Annotated in this window: 13 protein-coding genes, 3 tRNA genes and 1 pseudogene; 5 read left to right on the forward strand and 12 right to left on the reverse strand. The window is 68.6% G+C overall.

Features of this window, described 5'->3' with window-relative positions:
- Window positions 1–426: 426 nt before the first annotated feature.
- From ACZ7BZ_RS08230 to ACZ7BZ_RS08240, 3 genes are all read right to left on the reverse strand, one after another.
- Window positions 427–1,830, reverse strand: coding sequence for a glutamate decarboxylase (locus ACZ7BZ_RS08230; RefSeq protein WP_470357663.1), 1,404 nt, complete (start codon window positions 1,828–1,830; stop codon window positions 427–429).
- A gap of 130 nt (window positions 1,831–1,960) precedes the next feature.
- Entirely contained in the window at window positions 1,961–3,397 is a 1,437-nt protein-coding gene (locus tag ACZ7BZ_RS08235) for an FGGY family carbohydrate kinase (protein ID WP_470357664.1), read from the reverse strand.
- A gap of 131 nt (window positions 3,398–3,528) precedes the next feature.
- Window positions 3,529–3,822 (reverse strand): hypothetical protein, encoded by a 294-nt coding sequence (locus ACZ7BZ_RS08240; protein ID WP_350511030.1) that lies wholly within the window; start codon window positions 3,820–3,822, stop codon window positions 3,529–3,531.
- A 245-nt stretch (window positions 3,823–4,067) separates the two neighbouring features.
- Here ACZ7BZ_RS08240 and ACZ7BZ_RS08245 point away from each other — a divergent pair.
- Together ACZ7BZ_RS08245 and ACZ7BZ_RS08250 are read left to right on the forward strand one after the other, a co-directional pair.
- Window positions 4,068–4,140, forward strand: a tRNA-Asn gene (locus ACZ7BZ_RS08245).
- 62 nt (window positions 4,141–4,202) lie between these two features.
- A tRNA-Asn gene (locus tag ACZ7BZ_RS08250) sits at window positions 4,203–4,275 on the forward strand.
- A gap of 118 nt (window positions 4,276–4,393) precedes the next feature.
- Here ACZ7BZ_RS08250 and ACZ7BZ_RS08255 read toward each other — a convergent pair.
- A complete protein-coding gene (locus ACZ7BZ_RS08255; protein ID WP_470357665.1) occupies window positions 4,394–5,143 on the reverse strand; it encodes a trypsin-like serine peptidase in 750 nt (249 codons plus the stop codon).
- A 131-nt stretch (window positions 5,144–5,274) separates the two neighbouring features.
- Window positions 5,275–6,123 carry a trypsin-like serine peptidase gene (locus ACZ7BZ_RS08260; RefSeq protein WP_470357666.1) on the reverse strand — a complete coding sequence of 283 codons (849 nt, stop codon included), beginning with the start codon at window positions 6,121–6,123 and terminating at the stop codon, window positions 5,275–5,277.
- 191 nt (window positions 6,124–6,314) lie between these two features.
- On the opposite strand from ACZ7BZ_RS08260, the gene ACZ7BZ_RS08265 reads away from it, so the two are divergent.
- A tRNA-Ile gene (locus tag ACZ7BZ_RS08265) sits at window positions 6,315–6,388 on the forward strand.
- Between the two features lie 489 nt (window positions 6,389–6,877).
- On the opposite strand, the gene ACZ7BZ_RS08270 is transcribed toward ACZ7BZ_RS08265, so the two are convergent.
- Window positions 6,878–8,083 (reverse strand): trypsin-like serine protease, encoded by a 1,206-nt coding sequence (locus tag ACZ7BZ_RS08270; protein ID WP_470357667.1) that lies wholly within the window; start codon window positions 8,081–8,083, stop codon window positions 6,878–6,880.
- Window positions 8,084–8,580: 497 nt separating this feature from the next.
- Between ACZ7BZ_RS08270 and ACZ7BZ_RS08275 the strand changes: the two genes are divergently transcribed.
- Entirely contained in the window at window positions 8,581–9,366 is a 786-nt protein-coding gene (locus ACZ7BZ_RS08275) for a hypothetical protein (protein ID WP_470357668.1), read from the forward strand.
- Window positions 9,367–10,076: 710 nt separating this feature from the next.
- On the forward strand, window positions 10,077–10,418 hold the full coding sequence (locus ACZ7BZ_RS08280) for a hypothetical protein (RefSeq protein WP_470357669.1): 342 nt from the start codon (window positions 10,077–10,079) through the stop codon (window positions 10,416–10,418).
- Between the two features lie 251 nt (window positions 10,419–10,669).
- Here ACZ7BZ_RS08280 and ACZ7BZ_RS08285 read toward each other — a convergent pair whose 3' ends face one another.
- The 6 genes and pseudogenes from ACZ7BZ_RS08285 to ACZ7BZ_RS08310 all read right to left on the reverse strand — a co-directional run bounded on the left by ACZ7BZ_RS08285 (window position 10,670) and on the right by ACZ7BZ_RS08310 (window position 14,130).
- Window positions 10,670–11,059 carry a hypothetical protein gene (locus tag ACZ7BZ_RS08285; RefSeq protein ID WP_470357670.1) on the reverse strand — a complete coding sequence of 130 codons (390 nt, stop codon included), beginning with the start codon at window positions 11,057–11,059 and terminating at the stop codon, window positions 10,670–10,672.
- A pseudogene (locus tag ACZ7BZ_RS08290) lies at window positions 11,056–12,307 on the reverse strand (IS256 family transposase). The gene ACZ7BZ_RS08285 and the pseudogene ACZ7BZ_RS08290 overlap by 4 nt, the downstream one beginning before the upstream one ends.
- A 349-nt stretch (window positions 12,308–12,656) precedes the next feature.
- Window positions 12,657–13,010, reverse strand: a complete 354-nt coding sequence (locus tag ACZ7BZ_RS08295) for a hypothetical protein (RefSeq protein ID WP_470357671.1) — start codon at window positions 13,008–13,010, stop codon at window positions 12,657–12,659.
- Window positions 13,007–13,324 (reverse strand): hypothetical protein, encoded by a 318-nt coding sequence (locus ACZ7BZ_RS08300; protein ID WP_470357672.1) that lies wholly within the window; start codon window positions 13,322–13,324, stop codon window positions 13,007–13,009. The genes ACZ7BZ_RS08295 and ACZ7BZ_RS08300 overlap by 4 nt, the downstream gene beginning before the upstream one ends.
- 168 nt (window positions 13,325–13,492) lie before the next feature.
- Window positions 13,493–13,744 (reverse strand): DUF7848 domain-containing protein, encoded by a 252-nt coding sequence (locus tag ACZ7BZ_RS08305; RefSeq protein ID WP_470357673.1) that lies wholly within the window; start codon window positions 13,742–13,744, stop codon window positions 13,493–13,495.
- Entirely contained in the window at window positions 13,744–14,130 is a 387-nt protein-coding gene (locus ACZ7BZ_RS08310; protein WP_470357799.1) for a hypothetical protein, read from the reverse strand. The genes ACZ7BZ_RS08305 and ACZ7BZ_RS08310 overlap by 1 nt, the downstream gene beginning before the upstream one ends.
- Window positions 14,131–14,257 lie beyond the last annotated feature (127 nt).

Raw genomic sequence — 14,257 nt, forward strand, 5'->3', positions numbered from 1 at the left:
CATGAGTCGCAGGACGGGACAGTCCCAGGGCGGGACAACGGTGGGCGGTGCGAGAGGCGCGCGCCTGGTCGTCCGGCGTCTCCTCTTCTCCAACCTCAGCGGCCTGGTGTCCCAAACTCCAGGTCATGGCGTTGAGACGGACGGAAGTGTCTCACAACACCTCGGAACCCTCGAACAGTCATGTGTTCGTCGTGCAGAGTTCTCCTCGCCGGTGCGTTTCCACCGCCCCGGCCGTTTCGTTCGGGCACCGGCCGGTCGGCCGGGTCAGGCTCGACACGGAGTCCCGGACCCCCACCGGTCGGGGCAGCCTCGCGGGGGGAGGCTGCCCCGACCGACCCGGGACCACCCGGCGGGAGGGCGCTTCCCAGTGCCCTCCCGCTGCGGCGTTTCCGGCCCGTGGCGCCCGCGTGGCGGGCGGGCCACGCCCTAGTGGTGGAAGCCCTCGCGGATCGGCATCCCCAGTTCCCGGAGCGGGACGGGCTGGCGCCGCAGCTCCGGCAGCAGCCGGTTGAGGTCGGCCAGCAGCAGGTCGGCCAGGTCCCGGGAGAAGCCGTTGCGGCAGACGATCCGGATCACGGACAGGTCCTCCCGGTCCGCGGGGAAGCTGTAGGCGGGCACCTGCCAGCCGCGCTCGCGCAGTCGCCGCGAGACGTCGAACACGTCGAAGTTCACGTCCTCGGTGGTGGTGAAGGCGAACACCGGGACTTGGTCCCCGCCGGTCAGCAGCCGGAAGCAGCCCAGTTTCCCGATCTCCCCGGCCAGGTAGGTGGCGACCTCCCGGCAGGCCCCCTGGACGGCCCGGAAGCCATCCCGGCCGAGTCGCAGGAAGACGTAGTACTGCGCCGCGACCTGCGCGCCGGGCCGGGAGAAGTTGAGCGCGAACGTCGGCATCTCGCCGCCCAGGTAGTTGACCCGGAAGACCAGTTCCTCGGGCAGCGCCTCCTTGTCCCGCCACAGCGCCCAGCCGACACCCGGGTAGACCAGGCCGTACTTGTGGCCGGAGGTGTTGATCGACTGCACCCGGGGGAGCCGGAAGTCCCAGACCAGCTCCGGGTCGAGGAACGGCGCCACCATGCCGCCGGAGGCGGCGTCCACGTGTACCGGGACGTCCAGGCCGGTGCGCTGCTGGAGTTCGTCCAGGGCCGCGCAGATCTCCGCGATCGGCTCGTACGACCCGTCGAAGGTCGAGCCGAGGATGCCGACCACGCCGATGGTGTTCTCGTCGCACAGGGCGACCGCCTGCTCGGGGCCGAGGTGGAAGCGCTCGCCCTCCATCGGCGCGGTGCGGGCCTCGATCTCCCAGAAGTTGCAGAACTTCTCCCAGCACACCTGAACGTTGATGCCCATCACCAGGTTGGGCCGGGCCCCGGACGCGTAGCGCTCGGGGTTGCGGCGCATCCAGCGGCGCTTGAGCGCCATGCCGGCCAGCATGCAGGCCTCGCTGGAGCCGGTGGTGGAGCAGCCGACCGTGCTGTCCGGGTCGGGGGCGTGCCAGAGGTCGGCGAGGATGGCCACGCAGCGCCGTTCCAGCTCGGCGGTCTGCGGGTACTCGTCCTTGTCGATCATGTTCTTGTCCAGGCACTCGGTCATCAGCCGGGTGGCCTGCACCTCCATCGAGGTGGTGACGAAGGTCGCCAGGTTGAGCTTGGCGCTGCCGTCCAGCATCAGCTCGTCGTGGACCAGCTGGTACGCGGTGTCGGCCGCCACCGGGCCCTCGCCGAGCCGGTGCACCGGAGGGGCCAGCTCCATCGCGCCCAGCGGATCGGTGATGCCGACGAACGGACTGACGCTCAGCCGGCGGTCGCCGCCGGTCCCCTTGTGCAGGGCCATGGGATCCTGCCGCCCTTTCGTCTCGGTGGCCGTGTCCCGACCCACGCTGCCATCGGGGGCGGGGCGACGCATCTTCGTCGGCGTACTCCGGCCAATCCCGTCCCGCCTCCCGCGGAGGGGCCCACGCCGCCTACGACGAGGCGACCTCCGGGTGGATCTGGTCCCGGGCGGCCCGGTACTGCTGGCGCACCGCCGAGCCGATCGCCAGGTCCTGCTCGTCCTCGGGCGCGATGGTCTCGGCGTCCGGCAGTGTCCACTCCGGCGGCTCGGGGGTGCCCGCCAGCGCCCAGGCGGCCTGCCGGGCGGCGCCACGGGCGGCGTGCGCGCCCGGCGGCGGCACCACGACCGGGACGCCGAACAGCATCGGGGCGACGTGCCGCACCACGGGCAGCCGGCCGGCCGCGCCGAGCAGGAACACCCGCTTGATCGCCACGCCCCGGGCACGCAGCACGTCCAGTGCGTCGGCGATGTTGCACAGCATGCCCTCGACGGCGGCCCGGGCCATGTGCTGCGGGGTCATCGCCTCGGCCCGCAGGCCGGTCAGGGTGCCGGCGGCGTGCGGCAGTGCGGGGGTGCGCTCGCCGTCCAGGTAGGGGAGCAGCACCAGGCCGTAGGCGCCGGGGGAGGAGTGCTGGGCGAGGTCGCTCAGCCCTTCCAGGTCCCGGCCCAGCATGGCGGCGGTGGCGCGCAGCACCTGGGCGGCGTTGAGGGTGGCGACCATCGGCAGGTGGCGGCCGCCGGCGTCGGCGAAGGAGGAGACCAGCCCGGTGGCGTCCACCACGGCCTCGTCGTGGACGGCGAAGATCGTCCCGGCGCTGCCGAGCGAGACCACCGCGTCACCCGGGCCGAGGCCCAGGCCCAGGGCCGCGGCCATGTTGTCGCCGGTGCCGGCCGAGATCAGCAGGCCCTCGGGGGTGTGTCCGGCGGGTTCGGCGGGGCCGAGCACGTCCGGCAGCCGCAGTTCGTGGCCGAGCGCCAGCTCGACCAGGTCCTGCCGGTACTCGCCGGTGATCGGGGACCAGTAGCCGGTGCCGGAGGCGTCGCCGCGGTCGGTGGTGCGGCGCTTGGGGTGGCCGAGCAGCTGCCAGACCAGCCAGTCGTGCGGCAGCAGCACCTCGGCGACCCGGCGGGCGTTGGCCGGTTCGAACTCGGCCAGCCAGCGCAGCTTGGCGATGGTGTACGTCGGGCCGGGCACCGAGCCGATCGCGGCGGTCCAGGCGGCCGGGCCGCCGAGGGCGTCCAGCAGCTTGGCGGCGGCGCCGCTGGCGCGCGGGTCGTGCCACAGGATCGCGGGCCGGACCAGTACCCCGCCGGCGTCCAGGCCGATCATGCCGTGCTGCTGCGCGCTGACGCCGATCGCCCGGACGCTCTCCAGCAGGCCGCCGGCCGCGGCGTCGCCGAGCGAGTGCAGCCAGACCTGCGGGTCGGCCTCGCCGGGGCGCAGGTCCTGGTCCTCGGGGACGGGATGCGGAGCCTTGCCGGAGCGGAGGACGGCGCCGGTGTCCGCGTCGCACGCGACGATCCGGGTGCGGTTGGTCGAGCTGTCTATCCCCGCGACGATGGCCATGTCGAGATCATGCCTCAGCCCGGCCCGGGACGCGTCCGGGCCGGGTGAGACGTTGCCGGTTCGGGACCGCGCGTTGGGACCCCCTTTGCCCGGGGCCCGCCCGCGGACGGGCCCCGGACGCTACCGTCCGGTCACGGCCGGACGGTGCCCCAGCCGTCGTCCTCCGCGCGGGAGCGGCTGAAGTACGGCACCCGGTCGGTGACCGCGTTCGGCAGCCGGTCGCCGACCCGGTCCGCGACGGCGCCGGCCGCCTTCCCGGCCACCGCGCCGGCCTGCTGCCGCGCCCGGTCCGTCGCCCCCTGCACGGTGGGGTTCTGGGCGATCTGCCGGGTGACCTTGGCGATCTGTTCGTAGCGCTGACGCCCGGCCCGCGAGCCGAGGACGTAGCCGGCCGCGAATCCCACGGCCAACGACAGCTTCCACATGATCGGACCCACCCTCTCCTGGCGGCCTTCTGCCGGATTGCCCTACCCGTTGCGCGGGACGGTGAACCGTCCCGCGCTCCCCAGCATCCCCGGGCGCCGCCGGGGGCGCGCGCGGGGCACGCCGGACCGGCGGTCCGGGGCGGCCGGGGGAAAGCGATTGGCGGACCACCCCCCCGAGTGCGCTAATGTATGTCCCGCAGCGAGCGCCGAGGAGCCCGGGGAACGGGAGCCGGAGCGGAAGCCGATCCCCCATAGCTCAATTGGCAGAGCAGCCGACTGTTAATCGGCAGGTTATTGGTTCGAGTCCAATTGGGGGAGCTCGGAAGGAGTGCTCCCAGGAGCCCGACTCCCGTGTCAGGTAAGGAAGTTCAGCACAGCGATCCCCCATAGCTCAATTGGCAGAGCAGCCGACTGTTAATCGGCAGGTTATTGGTTCGAGTCCAATTGGGGGAGCTGCACCGGGTCCGCCCGGTGACTGCTCAGAGCGAAGGCCCCTCGGACGACCGGGGGGCCTTCGTGTTGCCCGCGCCGGTGTCGGGTGCGTCACTCCGCTCCCCGGCCGGGGCCGCGGTCAGGTGGTCGCCCGCCGGTAGAGGTCGGCGACCCGCTGGTCGAAGGCGACGCTGTACGAGGTGCCCGGGGTGTCCCCGCCCTCCTGGTAGCCGCCGATCACGCCGACCACCGTGCCGTCGCCGGTCACCCACGGGCTGCCACTGGTGCCGTCGGTGTAGCCGCCGCAGTCGAAGCGCTCCTGGGTGGCGCTCTGCGCGCTGGTCCGGACCGAGCAGGTGATCGGCTCGTCGCTCTGGTTGGGGTAGCCGGTCACCGAGACCGCCAGCCCGACGCCCTTGCCGGTGCCGAGCGGGTTGCCGCCGACCGCGTCCTCGACCTGCCGGCCGTCGGCCGGGCGGAGAGTGACGAAGGCCACGTCGTAGTCCGGGTCGTCGTCGGAGGCCCAGCGCGGGTCGACGGTGATCGACTCCACCTGCCAAGTCCCGTACGGGGAGTACCCGTTGCGATAACCGGGGGTGAACACCAGGCCGTCCAGCAGCCCGACCCGCTGGTTCTGCACGCAGTGCGCTGCGGTGACCAGCAGGTTGCGCCCGGGGCTGCGCACCACGCTCGCGGTGCAGGAGCGGGGCCCCTGGGCGTTGTGGATGGACAGGGTGCCGATCCGGTCGCGGGCCGCGCTCTGCTGGGCGATCTCGGCGCTCGGCGGCTTGCCCGGCCCACCGCCGCACGCGGTGCCGGCGGCCAGCAGCAGGGCGGCCAGTGCGGTCGCTCCGGCCGTGCGCGCGGGCGGTACCGGGCCGGGGGCCATCGGGGCTCCGTCTCGTTTCCTCGGGGCGGGCATCAGGGCCGTGCGTTCCGCCGTTCGAGAGGAAGATCTACCAGGCCGTGCCCGATGGTGCCAATGCCGGGTGTTCGATTCCGGGCCCGCTCCCGGCCCGCTCAGCCGGTGGCCCGGTCGTAGAGCGCCTGGACCCGGTCGCCGAAGTAGCTGCTGTACGAGGTGTCCGGGCTGTTCCCGCCCTCCTGGTAGCCGCCGATCACGCCGACCACGGTGCCGGTGCGAGTGGCCGGGTCGAAGTCGGTGACCCAGGGGCTGCCGCTGGTGCCGCCGGTGTAGTCGGGGCAGTCGATCCGCAGCTGGGTGGCGCTCTGCTCGGAGGTGGTGTTGGAGCAGGTGATCGGCACGTCGCTGCTGCCCGGGTAGCCGGTGACCCGCACCGGGACCCGGTAGCCGCGGTTGACGCCCAGTTCGTTGGCGCCGAGCACCTGTTGGACCTGTTGCCCGTTCTGCGCCTGGACGACGGCGAAGGCGACGTCCATGTCAGGGTCGGCGTGGTCCTTCCAGTCGTCGTCCACGGTGACGGACAGCAGAGGCCAGACGCCGCTCGGGGTGTCGCCGTTGCGGTAGCCGGGGACGAAGACCAGGTCGCTGCGCTGGCCGATCTTCGGGTCCCAGACGCAGTGCGCGGCGGTGACGATCAGATTGAGGCCGGCGCTGTCCACCACGCTGGCGGTGCAGAAGTGGTCGCCGTCCGCGTTGCGCGTGAACACCGCGCCGACCAGGCCGTTCAGCACGGTGGGCTTGGCGGTGCGGGTCACCCCGGTGTGCCTGCCGATCGCCCCCTTGAGGCGCTGCCTGTTCCAGCCGTGGGCGTTCGCGGTGGTGTTGGTGGGCGGTGCGGAGGTGACCGTCGGGGCGACACTGCCGGGCCGTGCCGCGGTGGTGCACCCCGCCGCCGCGAGCGCCAGCACCAGTGCCCCCACCGCCGCCGTCCCACGCTTCGTCATCAGCCCAGGCTGCCCTGCCGGGGCCCGCCGCCGCCACCCGGGCTCCGCTGCCCGGGGCGGCGCACGCCCTCGCGCACCCGGCTGCGCCCCCGGCGCGCACCACGGGTGATCGACCGGCTATGCTGCCCGGGACGGCCTCGCGGGGCCGTCTGCTGCTGCCGTGGGTCGACGACCGGCGTGCGCGGCGAACCGGGGCGGTAGCTCAGCCGGTTAGAGCAGGGGACTCATAATCCCTTGGTCGTGGGTTCGAGTCCCACCCGCCCCACCGATGATCTGATGGACAGTCCGGCGATGCAGGTCACTGACCTGCGAAAATGCCGAAATCGTCTGCGAGAACTGTAGGCGAGAGGCCGCCGGATGACGGTGATTACGCGCCGAAGTTCACCCGCATGGGAACGTTATGGGAACGTGACACTGACGTTCGGCTGCGCTGAGCTGCGCGTTTGCGGGCCGATCGGCCTCGCCTCGCGGGCTGATCGACACAGTCCCCCCGGCCCCTGCCGATCGGCGGGACGACCCGGACGAGCAGTGCCCAGGGGCCGAACCGCTCTGGCAGGTCACGCCAGCCCACCCCGGTCCGGGCCCGGCGCGGGGTCACGAGCCTCAAAGCCGGGACGGACACGGGGACCCGCGCTCCAAGTCCCGCACCGCGGCATGGTGTGGCAGCCCAGGTCTCGCCGCCACACCATGCCGCTTCAGCCCGTCACCAAAGAGTTTGCGGTATCGGGAGTACCGCTCCAAGAGCGGCTTATCTTTACGGGTTGCTTGTCCTCAGGACCCACCCCATGTCGGCGAGCGTCTGGGAAATCGGGACGTACCACATCCCGTGAAAGCACCACGGCGCACGATATCCACCGTCAGCGGTCTGCCGGCCAGCGCAGTCCTGCTCCGACTCAAGAGAGGTGATGGTCCCGCGGGCCTGGATCTTGGTTCCGTTGTCACTTGTCACGAAGACAGGTCCACCGCTGTCTCCGTTGGCGGCGGCGATGTTGTTAGGGTCCGTCTGCACGGCCTCGTCAGCGAACTTACGCTGGACGCCGTTGGGCCCCGTGATCTGTCGATCCACTTGGGCGACGCGAATATTGCAGTGCGCCCCCGAGTTGGCGGCGGACTGGCAGACATAGTCGCCAACATTGTTGCCGCCGGATCCGGAGACCTGCAGGGCATAATCGCTGGGTTCGTTCCATGCGAGGGTATAGACGTACCCGCCCGAGTGCTGGTCGTTTTTCGGAACGATACCGATCGTGTCATCGGCCGCGTTTCCGTCGCCCTCATTGGCGTAGCCCATGTACTGGCGGCTGTACCAAGTGTTGTACGAGCCTGCCCCGCAATGCCAGGCAGTCGTGACGAAGTTCTTGTAATTAGCCGAGGGACTGTAGACCCCGAAGCCAGTGGAGCAGATCGTCCCACCGGGAGTCTGTACACCAGCACCGCCGTACCACGGCTCGGAGTCTGCGCCTCGCGACAGGTCCACAACCGTCTTTTGGTGGCGAGCGTGGACTTCCACACCGGCAACGGCCGACGCGATGGCCTCCACCTGCGGCGTCAGCTCTTCGGTAGAAGGTGGCGCAAGAAGCGCCCCAGGCACCCGCTCGTCGTCCGTCTCATAGCCGAGGTCAAGGCCACTTCCGTCAAGTGACGGCCCGATGCTGCTGATGTGGCTTGCCCTCTTCGCCGCAAGGGGGATTGGCTTGCCGTTCGACAGCAGCTTCTCACGGGCTGCGTGCAGCTCCGCCTTGGAGTACTTGGCAGGCAGGACCTGCACGCTCACGCCCTCCGGAAGGGTTTGGAGCACACCGCGAACCATGTCCGGTAGCTCCCCCTTCCAATGCAAGGTGATGCGGTTGGCCCCCGGGTCGACCTCTACCTCGGAAAATCCTGGGATCCGATCCCGGGCATGCTCCTCTAGCCCTCCGACGATCCGGTCGACGACCTTGTCCAGCACCTCCTGCTTCTTCATGAGTTTGAGGGTTTCCGGCTTGGCGACCTCTGCCAGTGCAGCTGCAGTGGTACCGCCAGCTGGCAGCTTCTTATTGGACGTAGAGCCCGGCCGAGTCGGCGCTGAAGTGGGGGCGTCATCCCCCGATACAGCGATAGCTGGCGCAATTGCAGCCACCGATGCCAGTAGCGCAGTGGCCAAAATTATCCACTTCCGGCCAGAGTTGCTTTTTTGAGTCACTCAATTCCCCCCCAGATGAGATGCAATCAGCCCTTTTGAGTGATCGCGCACCTCGCATGGTAGCTCCGAGCAGACACTTGCCGCACACGAATAAACGCCCCAGAAGCGCCTTTTCGCGTGTTTTCGCGCATAACGGTCAAGGGTTTACCATCTCCCGGCAAGGGAGTCGTCACAGATTTAGACGATTTGCCGGGGAGGTTGGTAGGCGCCGCGTCCCGTCTCGTTTGACTTCGCACGGGCCCTGCCGCAAGCATGGCCGTGAACGCCGTGGAGGGCCCGTGGAGCAAGGTGTTAAGCAAAGTGCCGCCCGTCAGATGTCCAAGCGCAGACGACGGAATCGCTTGACCGCCGTGGCTGCTGTGGCCGTTCTCGGTGGCGGCTTCGCGATCAACGCATGGATGAACCGAGCCCCAGAGACCAAAGTCCACGACGGCCCCATACCGAGCCAACTGCTGGTCAGTGCCGACGGTCAGACCCTGACGCTCAACCTCGGCTGGAGTTGCGAGAAGAAACCCGAGCTCGTGGCCCACGAGACTTCCGGCGCGGTGAGGGTCGCCCTGCGGCACACAGTCCCTCCGGGATTCTGCGACCCCGGAGGGATCGGGCGAATCACGACCCACCTGAACAAGCCGCTCGGAGCCCGCGCGCTGGACGACGCAGTCGCAAACAGGCATGTCGTCCACTTCGATGAGCGGAACCTTCGCCGGCCCACCTATCTACCGGAAAACTACTACCCCTATCCGGCAACCAAGATGGTCGAGTTGCCCGGTCTGGACCCGCTCCCGACTGACGTACCTGCCTGGGCCAGCGGGTACCAGCTGGGAACAGATCCTCAATCCGGATGGTCCCTGATTATCAGCCAGACCCTCCGGAGTAGCGCACTACCAGCCGGTCAGGCTACCAGCGTCAACAAGAACCCTGCATCCATCACACAACCGAGTCCTACGCTTGGGCCCCGTTCGCTGACATGGTCTGATGGGACCTACACTTTCAGTATCACCACTGGCGGCCCGGGGTTGCTCTCAGTTGAAGAACTCATTCACGTTGCGGAAAGCCTCAAGTAGCAGCCAGCACGGGCGGCCTCTGATGGGGGCTTGAACGGCCCTGCCAGAGAACTGAGACTGCACCCGGCTGGGCAGAATCGCCGACTGGTGTCACAGCCACTCCTGCCTTCGGAGTTGGAAGCGCGCCGCGCCGAGTACACGCGCATTGCTCCAGGAGGGCCTGCTGCCGCCGCGCTCAAGAGGTAGAGACCAGGGTGCTGTCCCGGACGGGGGCCCGAACCGGCGGATCGCCTGGCAACCGCCCCCGCATCTACGTCCTGGCAGTTGGCGGATCGCACAGCCGGTAACGGGTCGAAACGCCTGGCCCCGCCTGGATGTCCGATCCGCTCCGGATACCAGAGGCCTGGAGACGGCGCTCCATCGATGGATCTGGGCCCAGGACGCCTGCCTGCTTTACGCAAGCCGCTTCGCACCCGCGTACGATCACGAACCGTCGCCGATGAAGTGAGGCTGGATCGATGCCCCGAACCCCAACGCAGATACACCTGACCGCTGTCACCCTTGCCTTGACCGCTCTGCTGGCTTGCGCAGCCTGCGCTGGACAGACAAATGTCGTGCCATCCGCTCCCGTGCCGACGAGTGCTGCCGCGTCCCCCGTCGCCGCAAGCCCTCCGCCGAGCTCGGGCCGACCGGATCAGCAGCAGCTGGACACGGCCGCGGATGCGGTTTCACACCTCGGCGGCTCCTACCAGGATGTCTTCACGGGCCTGATGGTGGACGTTCCGGACGGTTGCGTCATCGTCTACCGGAAGCCGGGCGGTGGCGGCTTCGAAGCCGCCCTCGCCCACCTGGGTCTGGGCGTGCGCGTGGACCTGCGCGACGCGCCGCGCTCGATCAGCGAGCTGGCCGCCACCCGCAACCGGGTCACGGCACTGATAGGGCACACGAGCGACTACAGCATCGTCATGGTGGGCGACGGATCGGAGGCGAGCTTCACCCGCGGCGTGGTGGAGGTCGGCGTCAGCGGAAATCTGGCCAGCGCCCAGGCAGACCTGCGCGGCCGCTTCGGCGACCGGGTCACTGTCTCAGTCGCCCAGCCGCTCTACGGCTGACCGGACTCTCCGCCCCGCGTTCGGCTGCCAGAGGACGTTCTGTGAGCCGTTCCCGGCTCTATCCTCGATCTTGCATGAGAGGCCGTCAGCTTGCTGGCGGGCCCTTACTGCACTCCCGAGCGGGGTGTTTTCGTGTTCGAGCATGCCGGCAGCCCGACTGTCGCGTCTCGGTGGCCTGGCTGGCACCTGATCCGGATACGAGCAATCGTCAAGATCTGTGGATGGATGTTCGTGCCTTCTGTCTGGCGCGGTTATCTCGGGTCGTCGGTTTGCCATGGGTAGTGGAACTGGTCGGGACGCAGTTGCCATGCCTCGAGGGTGGCCGTCAGTTCCGGTTCGTCGGCGGCGGTTGCGTCGTTGATCAGGACGGCTCCGATGTCGTAGTCGAAACCGAGGATGCGGTCGGCGTCGTAGTCCCAGTGCCGTAGCCGGAATGCGCGAGCGCGATCGGCTCGCTTCCGACTCTGCTGGCGGGCTTGGGTGTCGGCTGGCGAGGCGATTGGTGTGACGTCGACGAACGCCCGGCGATCGGGGCGCAGGGCTGGGACCTCAGCTACCAGGCGCTGGCCGAGCTGCAACGCGTTCAGCTTATCGGTGGGCCACTGCTGCCCGCCGTCGGCCGAAGGGGTAGGTGTGCTCATGCAGCCTCATCTCCCGCCCGCTCACTGAGCTGCCCGTTCGTGAACACTGCACCGGCACGGACGAGGGCGACGAGGTGGGCGCCGGTGATCGCCCGCCATCGCGCCTGGGCGGACTCGACGAGCTTGAACACCATCGCGAGGGCCGCGGCCGGACTGCCGGCGCCGCGGGTCACCTTGGTGCGGAGCTTGACCGTGGAGAACGTCGACTCGATCGGGTTCGTGGTCCGCAGGTGAACCCAGTGCTCGGCCGGAAAGTCGTAGAACGCCAGCAGTTCCTCGGCGTCGTCGGTGATCCTCGCGACGGCCTTGGGCCACTTGGCGCCGTAGGTGCGGGCAAACCCCTCGATCGCCCTATCTGCGTGCGCGCGATCCTCGGCGTTGTAGATCTCCTGCATCGCCTTGACCGCGCCCGGCTGCGCTGACTTCGGCAGGCAGTTCGTGACATTCCGGGCTTTGTGCACCCAATAGCGTTGGTGCCGTGCAGCGGGGAACACCTCGCCGAGGGCCCTCCATAGACCCATCGCTCCGTCACCGACGACAAGCTCGGGGTCGCGCATGCCGCGGCGGCGGCAGTCGCGCAGCACATCGGCCCACGACTCGGTCGACTCCCGCAGCCTCCGCCAGGGCGATCAGCTCCTTGGTGCCGTCCAGGCGCACCCCGAGCAGGACCAGGACACACGAGCGCGCCTGGCCGAGCCGGACCTTGGGGTGGACCCCGTCGGCCCACACGTAGACGTAGTCGCGGTCGGACAGGTCCCGGTCCTGGAATGCCGCGTGGTCGTCCTGCCACTGCTTCGTCAGCCGGGTCACCGTCGCCGGCGACAGCCCGGCCGCGCTGCCGAGGAACTGCTCCAACGCGGGCACGAAGTCCCCGGACGACAGTCCGTGCAGGTAGAGCAGCGGCAGTACCTCCGAGACCTTCGGCGACTTGCGGCACCACGGCGCGAGGATCTTCGAGGAGAACCGCTTGCGCTCGCCGGTCTCGTCGTCGATGCGGCGGTCGTTCACGCGAGGCGCGGTGACCTCGACCAGGCCGGCTGCGGTGGCCACGGTCCTGGACCGGTGGTGGCCGTTGCGGACCACCAGTCGATGCCCCCGCTCGTCGGTTTCGGCCGCCAACTCGGATATGTACTGGTTGACTTCCGCTTCCAGCGCGGCGGCCAGCATGCGGCGGGCTCCCTCGCGGACGATCTCGTCGATCAGAGAGCCGGACTGGGTGGAGCCGTCGTCGGTGACTACGCTGAGCACGGGCGTGCCTTCCCGACCCGCGCTGCGAACGCGGGCCTACTCGGTGACCATCACAGGATCATTCGGGAAGGTACGCCCTCCGCGTCCCTCCCCGCACCGATCCACAAGTCCTGAGCATTGCTCTCCGGATACGAGCGGTCACAGGGCGTGCGCAAGGCCAGCAGCATTTGGTGTGCTGGAGTATTGCTTCCCGCCAGCAACTGCGGCGATGACGACGATCCGCCTGGAAGTGGGGCCTTGGTCCCCGCCAACTGACGTCAACAACTGACGTCAAACGATCAAGAAGCCCCGCCGGAATGTCCTTCCGGCGGGGCTCCTCAGTGTTCTTGGATCTCACGACCTGGGCAGGTTACGGGGTTATCACTCCCCACCCCGATTCCCCATCTCCATTGACCGAGAGCAAGGCACTCTCAATTGCATTGCGAAGATGTGGACGCGCGTTCCCGGCGTCAGCCTTTTCAAGCAGGATCGGAAGGAATTCTGTATCCGGGTAGCCACCCCCCTTGGCATCCTTCATAGCCCACACTTGCAACCAAATAGCGATCATCATCTCATTGCAAGCTCGGGCTTGTTGCAGCGCATCCGAACTTCCCTCCGAGAAAATGAAGCGGGCCGATATCCCCAGCCGATGCCCCAGGGCCAGCAGGAAAACTTCCTTGAACTCCGGCTCCAGGACCGCAAGCACTCGATCTCGAATATTCATTGATCCATGTTCCAGAAATCCTCGTCCGTCATTGGTCGACTGCCATAGGGCTCGCGAGGCAAGGAGTTGACATCGTATCCGCGATCCCGCAGGACCTTGATCCGCGTGTTTCCATTCGCGATCGTCCCGTCCGGCTTCACCCTCAGTGCCTCCTTCGCACCTGGCCTCAACGAAAAGACGATATCTTCCGTGTCTTGCTTGCCCCAGAAGTCCAGCGAACTCTTATCGAGCGAACTGTCAGGGTGCAGCGACTTCAGAGGAGGATCGCACGGCCTGGAATTGTGAACGAGGACCGGCGTGGTGCCTGCCAGCACATAGTACGTGTGCTACGCGACCCCTCTCCACCTGCTTTTCCGCAGGTCAAAGGTGATTTGACGGTCCGTCGGTGTCCGTGGATGTGCGCCGAAGTCCGTGGCTGTTGCCGTCTCTACTGCCGTCAGGGGTGTAGACCAGTCGTGCTGTTGTCGGCCGCGCGCGTGATCCTACTGCCAGGCTCCGGGCTCGGCGCGGACGATGGTGCGTGTGGTTTGCTCGTACGACTGGTGACCGGTCTGGGCGCAGTGTCCGGCGATCCAGCGCGTCAGGTCCTCGGGGGTGTGCAGCTCGCCGGACGCGGCAGCGCAGTCCTGTTCGTCGCCGGTGACGCAGACCGCCTCGAAGGCCGGCAGTGCCATGGGGTCGGTCACGGTGGTCACGTGGTACTCGCGGAAGCGGTAGCGGGTGGTCTTGCCCATCAGTCTTCCCCCTGCCCGGCAAGAGGGCTGGCGTTCGCAGGTTCACCCTCCTCGGCCACTTCCTCCTGCGGCGGTGCCGGGATGCGCTCTCCGCGCGACTCGGCGACCCTGAGCGCGTCCGACAGGGCCTCGGCCAGCCGACAGGCGAGCCAGCGGTACTCGACGGCCGACTGTGCCTTGGCTCCGGGGGTCAGGATGCCCCGGGCGTACTCCAGCAGCTCCTGGCCCATGCCGAGCTGCACGGTTTCGATGCCGTCGGCGAGCGTCGAGATGTAGCCCTCGCCGTCGGTGCTCAGATAGCAGGGGCGCCCGTCCTCGGTGGTCCATGGCAGCAGGCGGGGTCCCGCCATGCCCGACGCCGCTTCGTGCAACCCCCTGCGACGCAGACGGTCCACGTTGCTCCTCGGCATGCCCACAGTGGATCCCCGGCCTCAGTCGCTGGAACAGGACACAGCGACCGTAACGAGCTGACTTGCCGTCAATCCACGGACCCAGCAGGGCAGATCGCAACGC

It is taken from the genome of Kitasatospora sp. NPDC036934, assembly GCF_055608425.1.

What these genes read in the sequence shown, in the direction of transcription:
- ACZ7BZ_RS08230 (WP_470357663.1), bottom strand. Translation starts at nt 1,830, where the DNA reads ATGGCCCTGCACAAGGGGACCGGCGGCGACCGCCGGCTGAGCGTCAGT.
- ACZ7BZ_RS08235 (WP_470357664.1), bottom strand. Translation starts at nt 3,397, where the DNA reads ATGGCCATCGTCGCGGGGATAGACAGCTCGACCAACCGCACCCGGATC.
- ACZ7BZ_RS08240 (WP_350511030.1), bottom strand. Translation starts at nt 3,822, where the DNA reads ATGTGGAAGCTGTCGTTGGCCGTGGGATTCGCGGCCGGCTACGTCCTC.
- ACZ7BZ_RS08255 (WP_470357665.1), bottom strand. Translation starts at nt 5,143, where the DNA reads ATGGCCCCCGGCCCGGTACCGCCCGCGCGCACGGCCGGAGCGACCGCA.
- ACZ7BZ_RS08260 (WP_470357666.1), bottom strand. Translation starts at nt 6,123, where the DNA reads ATGACGAAGCGTGGGACGGCGGCGGTGGGGGCACTGGTGCTGGCGCTC.
- ACZ7BZ_RS08270 (WP_470357667.1), bottom strand. Translation starts at nt 8,083, where the DNA reads ATGAAGAAGCAGGAGGTGCTGGACAAGGTCGTCGACCGGATCGTCGGA.
- ACZ7BZ_RS08280 (WP_470357669.1), top strand. Translation starts at nt 10,077, where the DNA reads ATGGTGGACGTTCCGGACGGTTGCGTCATCGTCTACCGGAAGCCGGGC.
- ACZ7BZ_RS08285 (WP_470357670.1), bottom strand. Translation starts at nt 11,059, where the DNA reads ATGAGCACACCTACCCCTTCGGCCGACGGCGGGCAGCAGTGGCCCACC.
- ACZ7BZ_RS08295 (WP_470357671.1), bottom strand. Translation starts at nt 13,010, where the DNA reads ATGAATATTCGAGATCGAGTGCTTGCGGTCCTGGAGCCGGAGTTCAAG.
- ACZ7BZ_RS08305 (WP_470357673.1), bottom strand. Translation starts at nt 13,744, where the DNA reads ATGGGCAAGACCACCCGCTACCGCTTCCGCGAGTACCACGTGACCACC.